The organism is Pseudoalteromonas sp. J2K-J031 (genome assembly GCF_058197095.2).
In genome coordinates, this window is the sequence record NZ_CM200279.1 from 2,691,024 (window position 1) to 2,707,278 (window position 16,255).

Here is a 16,255-nt window from a genome sequence, read left to right on the forward strand (position 1 = left end):
TCTCCTACTGCTTAAAGTTGTTGATTAATAAAATTCAACATTTGATCAACCGATGAAATTACTTTTGAATTCATTTCATAAATACGTTGCGTCTCAATCAGATTTACTAATTCTTCAGTGGTATTTACATTCGATGTTTCAAGTGCACCTTGCACAATCACCCCAAGGCCATCAGCTCCAGGATTACCTTGAATGGGCGCACCACTCACTGCGGTTTCCGTAAATAAATTTTGCCCCATAGGTTCAAGACCCGATGGATTAATAAAGTCTGTAATGGTTAACTGACCAATCACCACATTATCGGCCTGACCTCGAACAGTCACCGAGACTTCACCATCTTGCGAAATAGTGAGCGACTGCGCATCATTTGGCACATTCATCTCAGGCTGCACCGGAAAACCCGCCCCCGATGTCACCACACGGCCATTACCATCTGTAGTAAACTGGCCAGCCCTTGAATACGCTAAGCTGCCATCAGGTAACAGTACCTCAAAAAAACCCTGACCTTGAATCATCCAATCCATTGAATTATCGGTGGTGATCATATTACCCTGAGAAAAGTTTTTCTGGGTAGCGACTACTTTAGTACCTGCACCGAGCATTAAACCAGAAGGCATTTCGGTATCTTGAGAGGAGCGACCTCCCGGTTGATTAATATTTTGAAAGAGCAAATCTTCAAAAACCGCACGACTCTTTTTGTAGCCGACAGTACTTGCATTTGCTAAGTTATTTGAAATAACTGAAATATCAGTTTGTTGGGCATCAAGCCCCGTTTTACTAATCCACAATGCCGGATGCATAATTTATTCTCCGTCAACTACTAAATAATTCGTAATAAAGAAGCCTGACTTTCGTCCATCTTCTCTGCTGTTTTCATCATTTTCACTTGTAATTCAAACTCGCGTTGATGCGCAATCATGCCCACCATTTCATCAACCGGATTAACATTTGACATCTCCAATGCACCGCTGATGACTTGTACTTCTAAATTAGCATCACAAGAATCACACTCTTCTTGAAAAGTGTCTTTATCTTTGGGCCGAAAAAGCCCATCGAGACCTTTTACCAGTGAATTTTGATTTTGTGGAACAATCACCTTAAGACGTTCAACATCCTCAAGAAAGTTGGCCGGAGCACCTTGTGGTCGCACTTGAATGGTGCCATCAATACTGATCTGAACTTTCTCAAGTGGAATAGGTAGAATAATGGGGCCGCCTTCACCAACAACCTGCTCACCTTTCGCAGTTAAAAGCTGCCCAGTATTAGTTACTTGCAGGTTGCCGCCGCGAGTATACGCTTCTTCACCATTTTGATCTTGAACAGTCAACCAACCGCCACCTGAAACAACCACGTCGAGATTTCGCCCTGTGGTCGACAACGCCCCCATAGACATTTTAGAGCCTGGGCTTTCTTGCATCGCGAAAACACGAGAGGGCAATCCATCACCAAAGGCTTGCATTGACCGTGCTTGTTCAAAATCAGACTTAAACCCAACAGTTTTTGCGTTAGCCAAATTATTGGCATTAATCGCGACGCCGAGTAAATTTTGTTTTGCGCCACTCATGGAGATATAAAGCAATTTATCCATTTCAATACGCCAAAAATTTGATACTTACTCTATTAAAGCAATATTAATGCCAAAAAAAATGGCCATCGAATGATGGCCATTTTTAATGATCGCGTTAAATTATCGGATCTGTAGAATGTTCTGTGATATCTGGTTATTCACTTCAAGAGCACGTGAGTTTGCTTGGAAATTACGCTGTGCTGCAATTAAATCAACCAACTCACCGGTTAAGTTAACGTTTGCTTGCTCAAGGGTACCTGAACGAATTGAACCAAACGTGCCTGAATCTGGTTCACCCGCTAACGCTTCGCCTGATTCACGACTTGGTGTCCAAGAAGTATTTCCGATTTGTGTTAAACCTTGCTCATTTGGAAAACGCGCCAACGCTACTTTACTGATTGCTTGCGCATCACCATTTGAGTATTTCGCTTCAATCAAACCATCACCACCAATCGAAATACCGGTTAAGCGCCCTACCGTTTGGCCATCTTGGCTAAGTGCGGTAATTTCAAATGCGGATGAGAACTGAGTTAAACTTGTCATGTTGATATTAAAGCGCTGATCAGGATCAGCACCATTGGTCACGACGCTGGCACCATCATAAGGGGCGGTAGGCGCAGGAATAATTGAAACATTTAATGGCGTTCCAAGAGGCTCTGTTTTTGGTACTGGAAATGTCGATGATACAGGCGAACCTGATGAGTCAAATTGTAACAACATCCCAGTGTGCGACGTTGGATCGCCTATCGGATCTCCCGTTGAAAATGTGCGAGCATCAGGTGCACCACCAGCTAATAAGTCATTACCTAAATCAACTTTCTTTTGTACACCGGCATCATCGGTTACTGTGGCAAACATCACCCACGAATTGGCATTGGTTGCATCACTTGGGTTTGCCGGTAACGCATCAAAACCTGAACCTGGTACTGTGGCAGCAGCATTGGTCGTTGTAGGATCGGCTACTTTGACATAATAGAAAGAAGAAATGCGACTATTACCTAATGAGTCATAAATAACTGTTGAGGTCGATGCGGTATAAGTTGAGGTATCTAATGGGTTAAATTTATACGGATCTAACGACTTTGCATTGGAGTCTAAATTAAAACTCATTTCAACAGCACCTGTTGCCGATGGCGAACCAGCACTATCTGGAATTTGAATTGGGGCAGTTGTACTTAAACTAACCGACTTAACCGAACCATCTTCATTAACCGGTAAGCCTTGTAAAAAATCACCTCCAGCAGTCACTAAACGGTTATCCGCATCTAGCTTAAAAGCACCGCTTCGAGTGAAGGTAAAATCACGACTAAGTGGGCTGTCAGTTGTGACAAAAAAACCATTGCCATTAATCGCCATATCTAATGCGTTGGAAGTAAATAACAAACTACCTTGATGAAATTGCTGTGCAACAACTTGCGTTAATACACCTTCACCATTTTGCGTTTTAGCATTTGAAAATAAGGAGGTTGAGAATACATCCGCAAACTCCGCCCTTGATTCCTTAAAACCATACGTGTTGACGTTTGCAATATTATTTGCGGTAACATCAAGGTCTTTTTGTGCAGCTTTTAAGCCACTTAATGCGATATTGAATGACATAATTAACCTACCCTATTAACTTACTTCTAAAACGTCTTGGAATTTCACGCTGCCAAGGCCATTGAAATTGAGAACTAAACCTGTACCATTTTGCCCCATACTCACACTGTCCACTCGAGAGCGCGCTTGTACCGATAGCTCAACATGCCTGGCCTTTAACACACCATTTTCGTCCGGTACATTTTGCATAAGACCCACCGCACGAATTTTATACATTCCTTCAGGAACAACATTTCCCTGAGAGTCTTTACCATCCCAAGCAAATTCAATGTTGCCACCACTTGATGCAGGTAAAGGAATTTCCCCCACCACAATGCCTCGTTCATCTTCAATACGAATTTTGATATCCGAAGCAGGACCTTCAAGAGGAATACGGCCCGTGATTGGCTCACCTGGTGTGTTTTGCACAAAATGTGTATCAATTAAGACATTTCGACCAACAAGACTTGAAGCCTGCAAAGCTTGATTTGAAGTCATTGATACGGCAAATTGATCAAACTTAGTCGCCATATTGCTCACACCCTCAGCAATAGACATGTTCGTCATTTGGGCCATCATGGCTTCATTGTCTGTCGGGTTCATCGGATCTTGCATTGATAGCTGTTTTGTCATCAGTTTAAAGAAGTCAGATTGAGTTAATTCATTGGCTTCTTCAGCCGTTTGAATTTTGTCTTCTTTAGTACTTCTTAAGCTATCGACAAAACTACTACTTTGTGACCCATTGATAGGATTAAACATTGCAAACTCCTATTAGCGTTGACCAAGCATTATTGTTTTACTTAACATACTTTTTGCCGCATCAGCTAATTGTACGTTCGTTTGATATGCTCGTGATGCCGAAATCATATTCGCCATTTCCTCAACCACATTGACATTAGATCTATAAATAAAACCGTCTTTATCTGCCATTGGATGAGTGGGATTGAATTCAATTTGAAGTGGTTTATCGCTTTCAACAATGCCCAGCACTTTCACTCCCACGGACTCTCCCTGTTGAGAGGCGGCAGCTTTTGTCAACTCAGCGGCAAAAACTGGATGTCTTGCACGATAGGTTTGATCAACACTGGAGCTCACACTATTAGCATTAGACATATTACTTGCTGTGGTATTTAAGCGCACAGACTGCGCACTCATTCCCGTTGCTGAAATATCAAATACGTTAAATAAACTCATAATTAAGCTCCTTGACTACCTAAGGCTTTTTTCAAGCCCTGAATTTTACCAGTCATGAATCTGAGACTTGCCTGATACTCTATTGAGTTTTGTACATACAAGTTTCGTTCCACTTGTACATCAACAGAGTTACCATCACCTGTATCTGGTTGATTTGGATTACGAAATTGACTAATTGAATCGATTGAAGAAGTATTGACATTAAAATGCTTTTCATGCGTACGGCTCAACTGACTGCCTTGGGCTGACTTTGCGCTTTTGAGAGCCTGTGCAAAATCGACATCTTTTGCCTTGTACCCCGGAGTGTCCGCATTAGCAATATTGCTCGCTAATATTTCAGCGCGCTGCACTCTGGCTAACATCGCATGAGGATGAACCCCAAATGCTTTATCAAAACTGATAGCCATAACTTTCTCCAATAAATTGACTTAGAAAAAGCAATGCAAATGATAGGCCAACTCAAATGAGTCGACCTAAATAAAGAAGGTATTAGAAGAGGTTATGTACGTTTTTGGTAGATAATACCGGGGTTACAACGGATCATTTCAAACTCATTGCTAAGGCCCGTCATAGATTCAGAGGCACCTAAAAATAAATAACCTTTAGGATTTAGTGATTGAGCAAATTGTGCGATTATTTTAGCTTTTACATCAGGTGCAAAATAAATCAAAACGTTTCGACAAAAGATAATATCGAATTTCCCAAGTAGCGCATACGAATCAAGTAGATTTAAATGACGAAAACTCACATTTTTCCGAACAGAATCATTTACCTTTGCCATGCCTCGTTCACTATTTTGAAAAAACTTAGTACGACGCTCTGTCGACAAACCTCGCGCTAAAGCAAGAGAATCATATTCTGCATTTTTGCATAAATCGAGCATAGTATTTGAAATATCAGTCCCGATTATTTGGGCGCCTTGAGATAACGCGCCAGGTTTTTGAGATTGGTATTCAGCGACTGTCATCGCGATTGAGTAAGGCTCTTGCCCAGAAGAACTTGCCGCTGACCAAATTTTAATTGGCCGACGTAAGTCTTTCAGCTCAGGAAATAATTTTGTTTTTAATAATTCAAAAGGATACTGATCACGAAACCACAATGTTTCATTTGTAGTCATTGCGTCCACTACAGCGGCACGCAGTTGCCGTTCATGAGGACTTAATGTTTTATTAACCAGTTGAGACAAAGAGTCAACTTCAAAGCGAGTCATTAAAGGCCCTAAACGACTTTTAACTAAATACAGCTTATTGTCGCCAAGTACAATACCACATTGCTGCTCTAAAAAAGTGCGAAACTTGTCATATTCACTTTGTTCTAAATGTTTATTACTCAAATGAATTCACCCGTAATAATTAATCGAAATGGACCCACTTTTTGACCGCTGTTGCTAATTCATCAGGATTAAACTTAGCAATAAAGTCATCAGCGCCCACTTTTTCAATCATAGCTTGATTAAACACCCCGCTAAGCGATGTATGTAAAATCACATGTAGAGGCGCAAGTTTTGGATCCGCTTTTATCTCAGCCGTAAGGGTATAACCATCCATTTCAGGCATTTCAACATCTGAAATCAATAAAGCAACTCGCTCTGTGACATCATTTTTACAATCCTGAGCAGCTATTTCACGTAAACGAATTAACGCTTCTTTACCATTTTTTGCCAGCTCAGTTTGGACACCTAAAGGCTCTAATGCACGCTTAACTTGGTTACGAGCAACAGCAGAGTCGTCGGCAATAAACACGATACGCTCGCCCAAATCACGTTTCATCTCGCCATCATCTAAAATCGAAGTGTTAACTTCGGTATTAACAGGGCAAATCTCGTTTAATATTTTTTCAACATCGAGTATTTCAACCAGCTCTTTTTCAATTTCAGTTACAGCGGTCAAATACGAGTACCGGCCTGAACCAGAAGGAGGTGGCATAATCGCCTCCCAGTTCATGTTAACAATACGCTCAACAGAACCAACTAAAAAACCTTGAACAGAACGATTATATTCAGCAATGATAACGAAACTATTCTTAACATCTTCAATTTTAGGACCTCCGACAGCTAACGATAAATCAATAACTGATATAGTTTGGCCTCGAATATGTGCAACACCACGAATAAAATGATTCGACTTGGGTAAAGCAGTTAAGTTTGGGCATTGAAGAACTTCGCGTACTTTAAAAACATTAATACCAAAACGCTGGCGACCTCTTAATCTAAATAACAATAGTTCTAATCTATTTTGTCCAACCAGCTGGGTGCGCTGGTTAACCGAGTCTAAAACTCCCGCCATTTTAATCTCCTCGACAAAAACAAAACTTACGGAATGGTTTTTGCTTAATGTTAATTATAAGTACAGCAAGCGCCTGAAAATTGACGCAAAATATTTATACCCTGTTTTCAACCTAAAGCATAGTCGAAACCATATGAGTTTGTTTAAAAATAACCGTTCGAAAATAATTTTAATTGCATTAACGTTACTATTGTCTACAAAAGCAACAAATGCAAAAACTTATAGCAACACTGAATTGCAAAACCTTGCCATCGAGTTTATCTCAAATCAGCTAGAACCTTTAGCCAATGGCGAGCGTAATTTTAGTACTTCGAAACTAGACGATCACATCGATGGTCGAGACTGTGAATCATCGCTAGAGATTAGTAGCGCACACGCAACATATAGTAATCGGCAAACAACGGTACAAATTAAGTGTTCTGATGAAATAAAGTGGTTGCAGTATGTACAAGTACGTACAACAGAACTTATGGAAATCATTATTACCCAAAATCCGATTGCTAAGGGGCAGTTAATCACAGAGCAAGATATCATTACAGAAATGCGCCCTGCTCACTTAGTGCGCAATCAAAATATTGATGACATCAAGATGCTTATAGGCAGCAGAGCGACTCGCTCAATCAGAGCAGGAAATCCAATCAACTTGAATCAAATTTGTATGATTTGCAAAGGCGATAAAGTGACCATTTATGCCAAGCAACCTAATTTAGTGATAAAAACCAACGGGGAAGCGCTCGAGGATGGCTTATTAGGCGAAAACATCAGTGTTCAAAATAGTAAATCAGGCAAAAAAATTCAGGCACAAGTAATCAATACCAACGACGTAATAGTGAACCTATAGTATTGAAATAAAATAACTTTATTGATACTTTTCAGATTTAATTAGTATTTCTATAAAGACCAATATCCGCTATGATGTAAAAGTGCTTAATAAAGTAAATTTATGCTAAAGTAATTGAGCATATGGCCGATACTAAAGTACTAGCTTTAATAGGTTTGGGAAAGATCATGGTAAATCAAGTAAATAGCAGAAACTCGCATAACGTCAACTATGCAGACAACAAGCAACAGGTAGTCAATAGTGACAAAAGTAATGCGGCAACATTGCAGCAATCACCTAGCACTGTAAAAACGCCCGCAGACTCAGTTGTTATCACAGCTCATGCTCAGCAAATTAAAAACTTGCAAGTCAAAGCTGAAAGCACTCCTGGTTTTGATACTAAAAAAATTAATGAACTGAAAAAAGCGATTAGTGAAGGCAGTTACCAAATCGATGCTGAGAAATTAGCTAAAAATATCGCCAACTTCGAGTTTAATTTATATGGTTGATCGTTATGCCGATAAAAGTGTCGTCACCGCAATTCTTGTGCAACAAAAAGAGAATATGCGCGCGCTTCATAACGAGCTTTCTGCCGAAATAGCAGCCATTAGTACGCGTGATGCAGATAAGCTAACCGCAAGCGCTAGTGCAAAATTAACGCTGCTAGAAAAAATTCAGAAAAAAGACAAACAATTGCAATCGTGCTCTTTGGCTCAGTTAGTTACTGAATCAGCCGATATTGCAGCCTTAGTAGACGAAATAAAAACCCTACTGGGTGAGTGCCAGCAGCAAAACGAAATCAATGCCCATGCAGCGCACCAAACCAGCATTGCGGTCGGTAAAGTTAAAGATATTTTACTCGGTGCAAATCAAGTGCTCACCTACGGTAAAAAAGGCGGGGCGCAAGGCAGTTCATTACTCGGTAAAGGCATTAAAGCTTAGCTTTCTAAACACAAAACCTGCCAAAGCTAAGCTCAAACACATCAAACAAAACACGCCTAATAATAAGTTACTTTTTTAACACTGCGTGGTTTCACCTCACCAATATACAAATCGTACACTAGCTTCATATCGAGCTCTAACTCGGTGGCATAAGTATCACCTACCGCGTACGACTTAACAACTTTAGCACCTCTCACCACACCGTTTACCTGTGCATTTAAAGAGTCATTACTTGCGATCATGGCACGTACAGAAGTATTAGCTGTAATTTTTTGGCCGTAAACCTGCTCAGCAAGCTCTCTATAAGCCTCAAGTTTTGACGCCTTAATCGCTAAAATTGACTTTTGCTGCTCGCTTTTACCAGGTTGCAAACTAATTGGCGCATAACCAACCGCTTTAAGTACCGGAAAAGAATCAGGTTGTTGATAAGTGTATTCAATATGTTTATCAAAGAGTTGTGCACAGCCAGAAAGACCAACTATCACACTTGTTAAAATAGCAATTCGTTTCATCATGATTCACTTAATAAAAGTTCTTACTGAACTTTATGCACAATGCATGCCCAAAATAACAAAACAAAATTCATGGTACATAACTTGCTTTTACCTGCATAAGCACATTATTTAAGGGCTGTTCAATGACCAAATATCTTTTCGCACTGCTATTTTTATCGTGCACAAGCCTACACGCACAGTGGTACGAATCAACAGGCCAAGCACAAATACGCGATGGTGATACCAAGAGTGCCAAATCACGCGCCACTGAAGATGCCATAAAACAGGCGCTAGTCTATGCCGGGGCATCAGTTTCAAGCATACAAAGCGTTGCAGACGGCGTAATCATGCAAGATCAGCTAAAAGTGCGCTCTCACGGCGAAATAAACAATATTGAAATCATTGATGAAACCTATTCTGCCGACTTTGTGTCAGTCACGTTAAGGCTCGATATTTTTGCCCAAGACAAACAATGTTTTGCATCAGAATTTAAAAAGTCTGTCGCAATTACCCAAACACAATTCACCAATCGAGAACAGGCCGTAGAAGGCCAAATTTTTGACATCAACAAAGCATTTAGTGAACGTCTATACCAAACCATTAAAAATAATGAACAAGCAATTGCACCACGGCCCTACTTTAAAAAAGCGGTGAGAGTTAATAATTACTTCACCGAACAATTACAGCTCGACCCACGAATGATTGAGCAGATAGCCGACACAACCAATAGCCAATATGTACTACTTTCGCAAATTTCAGACACCTCGATGGGCGATCAACAAAATTCAGATCTTCTCTTTTGGCAAGACAGACAATTCGAACGGTTTTTTTCTATCGAATTTATTTTAATGAACGCACTCACGCACGAATTAGTCTGGCAACAAGATTATCAAACTAGTGGTATTTGGCGCTTTGAAAAAACCGCACGGCCTGATGTCTTTAGCAGTAAATTTTGGCGCTCAGAGTTTGGTACAGCCATAGACCAACTCACTCGCCAAATAGGCCTTGAACTCAAAGACACCCTAAGCTGCTTGCCATTACAAGGGCAGATAAGAAATATTACCGACAATACCATTGTTATTAACTTAGGTTCAGAACAAGGGGTCAAAAAAGGTCAAAGTTTCGCAATCGCATATAAATCAAATATTCTTGATACCAACGGGCAATCAAGGCCTTATATCATCGAAAGTAATAACAAAGTCAGAATCGAACAAGTATTTCAGCACTCAGCAGTCGCAAGCAGCATCTCAGATGAATTACTTGCCAATATTCAGCGAAGTGACTTAGTACTATTAATTGAATGGCAAGAACCAGAATTATAAAAGGTGTGTTTACACAATATAAAACAGCTAAATAAAGGGCTAAATAGCGAAAATTAGCACCTAACTGATTGCAAAAATAATTATCAATCGAATAAATCGATTTAAAAAATCAATACAATCAATTATGCAAAAGTAAACATTTAGGGCACACTAGCTACCATCAACGCATTTAGGAGACAAACACATGTTACAAGACAAAACAGGCCAACAGATCCCAACAGTCACTTTTCCATTTCGTAAAAACGATCAATGGCACGCAATTACCACAGAAGAAATCTTTAAAGGTAAAAATGTAATTGTTTTCTCATTACCAGGTGCGTTTACACCAACCTGTTCTTCAACCCATTTACCACGTTACAATGAGCTAGCACCCATTTTTAAAGAAAATGGCATCGATAGCATTATCTGCATGTCAGTCAACGATACCTTTGTCATGAATGCATGGGTAAAAGATCAAGAAGCCGACAACATCGACGTTATTCCAGATGGCGCAGGATTATTTACTGATGCAATGGGCATGCTAGTTGATAAAAGTGATATTGGTTTTGGCAAACGCAGCTGGCGTTATTCGATGTTAGTCAAAGATGGCGTTATCGATAAAATGTTCATCGAACCAGATTTACCAGGCGATCCGTTTGAAGTGTCTGATGCCGATACCATGCTCAATTACATCAACCCAAACCAAGAGCCATGTAAAGCAATCACATTAATCACCAAGCCAACATGTCCTTATTGCCATAAAGCTAAGTTATTGTTAACTGAAAACAATATGCCATTTGAAGAGATTATTTTAGGAAAAGATGCCTCACTAACCAGTTTAAAAGCGCTATCGGGGCGTCAAACTGTGCCACAAGTATTTATCGATGGCGTGCACATTGGTGGTTCAGACGATTTAGCCGTATTTTTAGCCCGCTAACAATTCGTTAATTTCATAAAGCGGTATTTGATAAGCAAAACCTTCGGGTTTTGCTTTTTTTATGGCTTTTAAAAAGTAAGCGTCAAAAAACTGGTAGCCCCTACAGGAATCGAACCTGTAATTGCCCCTTAGGAGTGTGTTTTAAACTTGAATTTATATAAACAACAATGAACAACAAAATACACAAATAAAATATAAACAACTGTTTTATAACAACTAAAAAACAAACAACACTCTCACCATTGTTCTTACTTGTTCTTTGTAGCACAATACAGCTGCTACATATGTGCTACACAGGGAAGCAGTTCATGCCAATCAAAGCAAAAATAACATTGTCGAGTATTAAGAATTTAACGCCAGCAGATAAACGACTTAATGATACTGAAATATCAGGTTTTCATGCTCGTATTTCACTTACAGGTTCAATCTCCTATTACTTGTTTTATCGACACAAAGGTAAACAGGTTAACTACCGCTTAGGACTGGATGGCCAAATTACCCCCGCCCAAGCAAGAGACTTAGCAAAAAACAAAATAGCTGAAGTCACACAAGGTATCGATGTTCAAGAAGTCAAAAAACAAGAACGCATTAAAGCAAAACAAGAAAAGCTATCAACTCTAGAACATTTTTTAGAAGAGAAATATTACCCATGGCTTAAATCCCGTAACCCTAAAACAGTACAAAAAACTATTAAAGCATTTCAATCTGCATTTCATAATTTTATGAACTATCAGCTAACAGATATTACAGCGTGGGAAATAGAGAAATGGCGCAATAAACGGTTAGCCGATGGCATTAAACCAGCAACCACCAACCGCCAAATTAATACTATAAAAGGTTGTTTAAGTCGCGCTGTCGAATGGGACATTATTGACAACCATGATTTACAAAAAGTAAAAGCTCAACCCGTTGATAATGCAAAGGTTCGCTATTTATCAAAAGATGAAGAATCCCGCTTACGTGAAAGCCTTACTAAAATTGGTTTAAAGCATCTGACCACTATCGTGATCCTTGCTATAAATACAGGTATGCGTAAGGGCGAAATTCTTTCGCTTAAATGGAGTGATATAAACTTAGAAAATAAAGTTCTCACTGTTGACTTTCAAAATGCAAAATCAGGCAATACCCGCCACATCCCTTTAAATACACAAGCATTTAATGCAATAAGCGAATGGAAAAAAATCTCAGGCTCAGCTGGATATGTGTTTAAAGATAAAAATCAACAACGATTAATCGATTTTAGATACGACTGGATTGCATTGTTAGAGGCCGCAAAAATCAATAATTTTAGGTTTCATGATTTACGTCATCACTTTGCAAGTAAGCTTGTCATGGCAAGTGTCGACTTAAATACAGTGAGGGAATTGCTAGGCCACAGTGATTTAAAAATGACGCTAAGGTATGCACACCTAGCGCCAGAACATAAGGCAGCTGCGGTTAATTTGATTGGTTAATGATTACTGGTCATTTTTCTGATATTTTCACGATAGCTTTTCGGCTAAAAGCCGAGTTTACCTGTAATAGCATGGAATAAATTGATGATAGAAAAAGAGTATTACCGCTTAGATGAATTAGAAAAGCGGCTTAATTTGTCTTTTAGTGATTTACGGTATTTAGTTGAAAATAAGAAAGTTGAATTAGCTTTTCGATTAGACAAAAATAAATTTGTTATTGGTGGCTGGTTAGAAGGCCAAGGCTTTGTTGGTTATGGTTCAATTTATTACAGCGGGTTTGTAAAAGTTAATCAGGATAAACAGCTAGAGCTATTACAGCAGCATAAAATCAACTGCAAATATTTTAGACTCGTAAATAAAGCCCAAATAATAGAGCAAAATGACGATTACCCTTTTAAAACACCAACTCCACATAGCTTTTTATATGGTTGGAAACCAACACCAATTCAAGCAATTGATTGGACTGAAATCCCAGCAAAGCTTTTTCCGCAAGAGCGAGAGCACACACTTTTAGCTCTAGGTAATACTTTTTATGATGTGATGAAAAGCATTAATAATAAACTACCTGAAAAGAATGAATCAGAGGCTGCAAAAACACTAAAAGCAAAGATCCCAAAAGTTGAATTTTACTCAGAAGGAATAGAGTTCTGTTTAAATGATGTTTGCTTAATAGCAACCGAAATAAATACTGCCATTGAGTCACCATCTGAAAAATCTACAACCCAAGGGTCTACTAATTATCATCGGCCTATCGATATTTTAATTTCAAAAATGCTCGAGCAATTCCCTGATGATAAACCAAGCCACACATGGCAGCGCTTAAAAAATGATTTGAGCCAAGAGCCGAGAAAGTTTGACACCGATGAAATAATTGATGAAATCGGTGAAGAAATACTTTATTGGTTTGATACTCAAGCAGAAGTTAAACAAATGAAAAAGAAGAGTTTTTATAACTTAATTAAAAAATTGAAAATAAATTAAAAGTCACCACTCCTCGAAGGAGTCCTAGGACTTAACACCGCAATTAAAGTCCTCCATGTACTTAAACAGTTAATGGAGGCACACATGCCAACTACCACAAACAAACGCGCACTATCAGAAATAGAAACAGCCGAATATATCGGTATGAGCCGCTCTTTTTTACGTCAATCACGTATGGAAGGCAATCGTATAAACCGAACCCCTGCCCCACCATTTATAAAAATTGGTCGCGCTGTTCGCTACTTAAAAGATGATTTAGATAATTGGCTCAATAGCTTTTGTCGTTTAGAGCATTTAGGCCAACACCCTACAGGGGGTGAGCATGCCTAAATTAACAAAAGAGCAAATTCGCCTGTTAATCTGGCTTTCAGAACCAACTACTCATTTAGAGGTCTGTCGTGAAATTGGTTATTCATACCGAAAAGTGAATGGTCTTGAGAGTTACGTAAACAAACAAGGCGAACCCTTTAAATTCGATACGCGAACATTAAACAAACTCGTAGATGAAAACTTAGTAACTAGCGAAATCATTTATCCCTTTGGTGTTAAATATGAACACTATAAAGTGACCGAATTAGGACGAGCTTACTTATCCGCGTTATCAATTTCACGTTAACTTTATGAGCGCTTTTAAAGAAAAAGTACTCACTAAGGTACTCAATGATCACGACCATATTTTAGCTCCTTTTTTAGCTAAGGTTGATCGATATGATGCGGCGTTTATTGTAAAAAAATTAACGCCCTTTTCTAATTTGATTAAAAGCACCATTCTAAATGAAGCATTTAATAAACCGAGCGACTATGAGCGAAATAAGCACATATTAAATACCTCAAACACACTCTATCAACTATTGCCCAAACAACTAGCAAGTATGTTTTTTTGCTCAGATGATGACATCAATACCAAAGCCAAAGAGTGTGCGACTTATTGTCGCCAAATCTCGACCAGTCCGGAAAAAATCAATTTTCTGTTGATTAATGATCATAAAAGTGCGAATCCCTTACGAACGACAAGCGAAATTAATGGAAGTACATTCGCTATGTTTCGCTATTCAAAGAGTGAAAATGAAAGCGAATTCGCTCTAATAAAGCAAAATACTGTTTATCAGTATTTATCTAGCTATGTTCGTAAATTTTCGATTGAGCCTATTGAACCAAACAAGCATATTCAAATATCTGGTTGCATCAAGCGTTACATAGATAACCGTTGGTGGTTAAGAAAGTTTCGAAAAATGATTACCCAAGCAAACGAGAAGGCCGCTTTACATTTAAATTTCGTTAATAGTAAACGACAAATTTATGCTAGTAATATCACCACCAAAAATCGTATCTCTCAACGCTTACGTAATGAAGCGCTATTAAGCTCCACGTTTATCATGAATGACCAAGGTCAACGCTACTCATTAAAAGATGTGTCCGACCTCAATGTATCAAACCCAAAAATACGAAAAGATGAACTACTTTGCCGCGCTCGCGGTTTCGAAAATTTAGCGAAAGATTTAGCCCATGAAGCCCTTTTTATTACAATTACCTGCCCATCAAAATATCACCGCGCATTTTCAAAATCGGGTGCACCTAATCCTAAATGGCAAGGGCTTATGCCTGATGAAGCAAATCAGTATTTAAATCATCAATGGCAAAAAGCGCGAGCCGAGTTCAAACGACAAGATATTTCACCCTATGGCTTTCGGGTTGTAGAACCACAACACGACGGTACTCCGCATTGGCATATGCTATTGTTTATTGAAGGTGAAAAAATTTCAGCACTACAAAAAATTATTCGCCATTATGCGCTAGAAATTGATGGTGACGAAAAAGGCGCAGCCGAAAACCGTTGTGACTTTAAAAAAATTGACCCAAACAAAGGCTCTGCAACCGGCTATATTCTAAAATACATAGCGAAAAATATAGACGGTGAAGGTGTTGGCGAGGATAAATTCGGTAACGATTCATTACTTGTAGCACAGCGAATTGATGCGTGGGCATCATGTTGGTGTATTCGCCAATTTCAACAAATCGGTGGTGCAAGTGTTTCGGTTTGGCGAGAGTTAAGACGATTACGTAATAAATTTAGCAACAAACAAGATTTGATATTAGAACAAGCGCGTAATGCAGCCGATAACAGTGATTGGCAAGGTTACACCCTTGCGATGGGTGGCCTAAATACAAAACTAAAATATAGACCTATAAAACTTCATTACAATTTTAACGTAAGTGAAGAAACAGGCGAATGCTCACAAAGTTATTATGATGGCGAAATCATACTCAAAGTAAAAGGGATATGGTTCGCTAGTAAGGTCATTATTACCCGCCACTTTAAATGGCAATTAGAAAAGGCATGACGCACAACCTAGCATAAAATTGCGAAAGCACTTTTGCAACCTTGAAACCTTGAAACCTTGAAACCTTAAAGTCTTGAAGTCTTGAAGTCTTGAAGTCTTGAAGTCTTGAAGTCTTGAAGTCTTGAAGTCTTTAGCTCTGACTTATTAGCAATAACTAAAATTCGAGATAAAAATACCATACAACTAAAGCCCTTTTTTGGCCTCCGCTCATACCATTCCCAACAAAAAAACAAAAATCCCGCTTAATAAGTCCTTTGCCAGAATGGCAAAAAAGATCTTACTTGGAGTTCTGTAAATAACTGTACTTAATATTCATACCTATAGGGAGTACTCTGCTCTATTTTCTTTTTGGTAAGTAGG

At 39.0% G+C, this 16,255-nt stretch carries 19 protein-coding genes; 10 read left to right on the plus strand and 9 right to left on the minus strand.

All coding sequences use genetic code 11. The features are described 5' to 3' along the window. Positions 1–11 precede the first annotated feature (11 nt). The 8 genes from flgG to AC3KZC_RS12155 all read right to left on the minus strand — a co-directional run bounded on the left by flgG (position 12) and on the right by AC3KZC_RS12155 (position 6,624). On the minus strand, positions 12–800 hold the full coding sequence (gene flgG, locus AC3KZC_RS12120; RefSeq protein WP_490578524.1) for a flagellar basal-body rod protein FlgG: 789 nt from the start codon (positions 798–800) through the stop codon (positions 12–14). A 20-nt stretch (positions 801–820) separates the two neighbouring features. Then, positions 821–1,588, minus strand: a complete 768-nt coding sequence (locus AC3KZC_RS12125; RefSeq protein WP_490578523.1) for a flagellar basal-body rod protein FlgF — start codon at positions 1,586–1,588, stop codon at positions 821–823. A gap of 99 nt (positions 1,589–1,687) precedes the next feature. Continuing rightward, positions 1,688–3,166 (minus strand): flagellar hook protein FlgE, encoded by a 1,479-nt coding sequence (gene flgE, locus AC3KZC_RS12130; RefSeq protein ID WP_490578522.1) that lies wholly within the window; start codon positions 3,164–3,166, stop codon positions 1,688–1,690. Positions 3,167–3,181: 15 nt separating this feature from the next. Then, positions 3,182–3,904 (minus strand): flagellar hook assembly protein FlgD, encoded by a 723-nt coding sequence (locus AC3KZC_RS12135; protein WP_490578521.1) that lies wholly within the window; start codon positions 3,902–3,904, stop codon positions 3,182–3,184. Between the two features lie 12 nt (positions 3,905–3,916). After that, positions 3,917–4,339, minus strand: coding sequence for a flagellar basal body rod protein FlgC (gene flgC / locus AC3KZC_RS12140; RefSeq protein WP_490578520.1), 423 nt, complete (start codon positions 4,337–4,339; stop codon positions 3,917–3,919). A gap of 2 nt (positions 4,340–4,341) precedes the next feature. Then, positions 4,342–4,746, minus strand: coding sequence for a flagellar basal body rod protein FlgB (gene flgB / locus AC3KZC_RS12145; protein WP_490578519.1), 405 nt, complete (start codon positions 4,744–4,746; stop codon positions 4,342–4,344). Between the two features lie 92 nt (positions 4,747–4,838). Then, positions 4,839–5,672, minus strand: coding sequence for a CheR family methyltransferase (locus AC3KZC_RS12150; protein WP_490578518.1), 834 nt, complete (start codon positions 5,670–5,672; stop codon positions 4,839–4,841). A 19-nt stretch (positions 5,673–5,691) separates the two neighbouring features. Continuing rightward, entirely contained in the window at positions 5,692–6,624 is a 933-nt protein-coding gene (locus AC3KZC_RS12155; RefSeq protein WP_490578517.1) for a chemotaxis protein CheV, read from the minus strand. Between the two features lie 133 nt (positions 6,625–6,757). Here AC3KZC_RS12155 and flgA point away from each other — a divergent pair, with 133 nt between their 5' ends. The 3 genes from flgA to flgN all read left to right on the plus strand — a co-directional run bounded on the left by flgA (position 6,758) and on the right by flgN (position 8,386). Then, on the plus strand, positions 6,758–7,465 hold the full coding sequence (flgA, locus tag AC3KZC_RS12160; protein WP_490578516.1) for a flagellar basal body P-ring formation chaperone FlgA: 708 nt from the start codon (positions 6,758–6,760) through the stop codon (positions 7,463–7,465). Positions 7,466–7,632: 167 nt separating this feature from the next. Continuing rightward, on the plus strand, positions 7,633–7,953 hold the full coding sequence (gene flgM / locus AC3KZC_RS12165) for a flagellar biosynthesis anti-sigma factor FlgM (RefSeq protein ID WP_490578515.1): 321 nt from the start codon (positions 7,633–7,635) through the stop codon (positions 7,951–7,953). Further along, a complete protein-coding gene (flgN, locus tag AC3KZC_RS12170) occupies positions 7,946–8,386 on the plus strand; it encodes a flagellar export chaperone FlgN (RefSeq protein WP_490578514.1) in 441 nt (146 codons plus the stop codon). The genes flgM and flgN overlap by 8 nt, the downstream gene beginning before the upstream one ends. 56 nt (positions 8,387–8,442) lie before the next feature. Here the strand turns inward: flgN and AC3KZC_RS12175 are convergent, their stop codons facing one another. Then, a complete protein-coding gene (locus AC3KZC_RS12175) occupies positions 8,443–8,898 on the minus strand; it encodes an LPP20 family lipoprotein (protein WP_490578540.1) in 456 nt (151 codons plus the stop codon). A gap of 125 nt (positions 8,899–9,023) precedes the next feature. Between AC3KZC_RS12175 and AC3KZC_RS12180 the strand changes: the two genes are divergently transcribed. The 7 genes from AC3KZC_RS12180 to AC3KZC_RS12210 all read left to right on the plus strand — a co-directional run bounded on the left by AC3KZC_RS12180 (position 9,024) and on the right by AC3KZC_RS12210 (position 15,895). Next, the gene (locus tag AC3KZC_RS12180) at positions 9,024–10,202 is read left to right on the plus strand and encodes a flagella assembly protein FlgT (protein ID WP_490578513.1); all 1,179 of its coding nucleotides are present in this window, start codon (positions 9,024–9,026) and stop codon (positions 10,200–10,202) included. Positions 10,203–10,386: 184 nt separating this feature from the next. Beyond that, positions 10,387–11,118 (plus strand): glutathione peroxidase, encoded by a 732-nt coding sequence (locus AC3KZC_RS12185; RefSeq protein ID WP_490578512.1) that lies wholly within the window; start codon positions 10,387–10,389, stop codon positions 11,116–11,118. A gap of 308 nt (positions 11,119–11,426) precedes the next feature. Beyond that, positions 11,427–12,572 carry a site-specific integrase gene (locus AC3KZC_RS12190; RefSeq protein ID WP_490578511.1) on the plus strand — a complete coding sequence of 382 codons (1,146 nt, stop codon included), beginning with the start codon at positions 11,427–11,429 and terminating at the stop codon, positions 12,570–12,572. An 84-nt stretch (positions 12,573–12,656) separates the two neighbouring features. After that, positions 12,657–13,553: a hypothetical protein gene (locus AC3KZC_RS12195; RefSeq protein WP_490578510.1), complete on the plus strand. Its 897-nt coding sequence runs from the start codon at positions 12,657–12,659 to the stop codon at positions 13,551–13,553. An 84-nt stretch (positions 13,554–13,637) separates the two neighbouring features. Further along, positions 13,638–13,883, plus strand: coding sequence for a helix-turn-helix transcriptional regulator (locus tag AC3KZC_RS12200; protein ID WP_490578509.1), 246 nt, complete (start codon positions 13,638–13,640; stop codon positions 13,881–13,883). Beyond that, on the plus strand, positions 13,876–14,169 hold the full coding sequence (locus AC3KZC_RS12205; RefSeq protein WP_490578508.1) for a hypothetical protein: 294 nt from the start codon (positions 13,876–13,878) through the stop codon (positions 14,167–14,169). The genes AC3KZC_RS12200 and AC3KZC_RS12205 overlap by 8 nt, the downstream gene beginning before the upstream one ends. A 4-nt stretch (positions 14,170–14,173) precedes the next feature. Further along, complete coding sequence (locus AC3KZC_RS12210) at positions 14,174–15,895, plus strand: replication endonuclease (protein ID WP_490578507.1); 1,722 nt, start codon at positions 14,174–14,176, stop codon at positions 15,893–15,895. Positions 15,896–16,255: the final 360 nt, after the last annotated feature.

Coding starts and splice junctions, on each gene's coding strand:
- AC3KZC_RS12175 (WP_490578540.1), bottom strand. CDS start 8,898: ATGAAACGAATTGCTATTTTAACAAGTGTGATAGTTGGTCTTTCTGGC.
- flgB (WP_490578519.1), bottom strand. CDS start 4,746: ATGGCTATCAGTTTTGATAAAGCATTTGGGGTTCATCCTCATGCGATG.
- flgM (WP_490578515.1), top strand. CDS start 7,633: ATGGTAAATCAAGTAAATAGCAGAAACTCGCATAACGTCAACTATGCA.
- AC3KZC_RS12185 (WP_490578512.1), top strand. CDS start 10,387: ATGTTACAAGACAAAACAGGCCAACAGATCCCAACAGTCACTTTTCCA.
- AC3KZC_RS12180 (WP_490578513.1), top strand. CDS start 9,024: ATGACCAAATATCTTTTCGCACTGCTATTTTTATCGTGCACAAGCCTA.
- AC3KZC_RS12155 (WP_490578517.1), bottom strand. CDS start 6,624: ATGGCGGGAGTTTTAGACTCGGTTAACCAGCGCACCCAGCTGGTTGGA.
- AC3KZC_RS12125 (WP_490578523.1), bottom strand. CDS start 1,588: ATGGATAAATTGCTTTATATCTCCATGAGTGGCGCAAAACAAAATTTA.
- flgG (WP_490578524.1), bottom strand. CDS start 800: ATGCATCCGGCATTGTGGATTAGTAAAACGGGGCTTGATGCCCAACAA.
- AC3KZC_RS12190 (WP_490578511.1), top strand. CDS start 11,427: ATGCCAATCAAAGCAAAAATAACATTGTCGAGTATTAAGAATTTAACG.
- AC3KZC_RS12205 (WP_490578508.1), top strand. CDS start 13,876: ATGCCTAAATTAACAAAAGAGCAAATTCGCCTGTTAATCTGGCTTTCA.
- AC3KZC_RS12200 (WP_490578509.1), top strand. CDS start 13,638: ATGCCAACTACCACAAACAAACGCGCACTATCAGAAATAGAAACAGCC.
- flgE (WP_490578522.1), bottom strand. CDS start 3,166: ATGTCATTCAATATCGCATTAAGTGGCTTAAAAGCTGCACAAAAAGAC.
- flgN (WP_490578514.1), top strand. CDS start 7,946: ATGGTTGATCGTTATGCCGATAAAAGTGTCGTCACCGCAATTCTTGTG.
- AC3KZC_RS12195 (WP_490578510.1), top strand. CDS start 12,657: ATGATAGAAAAAGAGTATTACCGCTTAGATGAATTAGAAAAGCGGCTT.
- flgA (WP_490578516.1), top strand. CDS start 6,758: ATGAGTTTGTTTAAAAATAACCGTTCGAAAATAATTTTAATTGCATTA.
- AC3KZC_RS12135 (WP_490578521.1), bottom strand. CDS start 3,904: ATGTTTAATCCTATCAATGGGTCACAAAGTAGTAGTTTTGTCGATAGC.
- flgC (WP_490578520.1), bottom strand. CDS start 4,339: ATGAGTTTATTTAACGTATTTGATATTTCAGCAACGGGAATGAGTGCG.
- AC3KZC_RS12210 (WP_490578507.1), top strand. CDS start 14,174: ATGAGCGCTTTTAAAGAAAAAGTACTCACTAAGGTACTCAATGATCAC.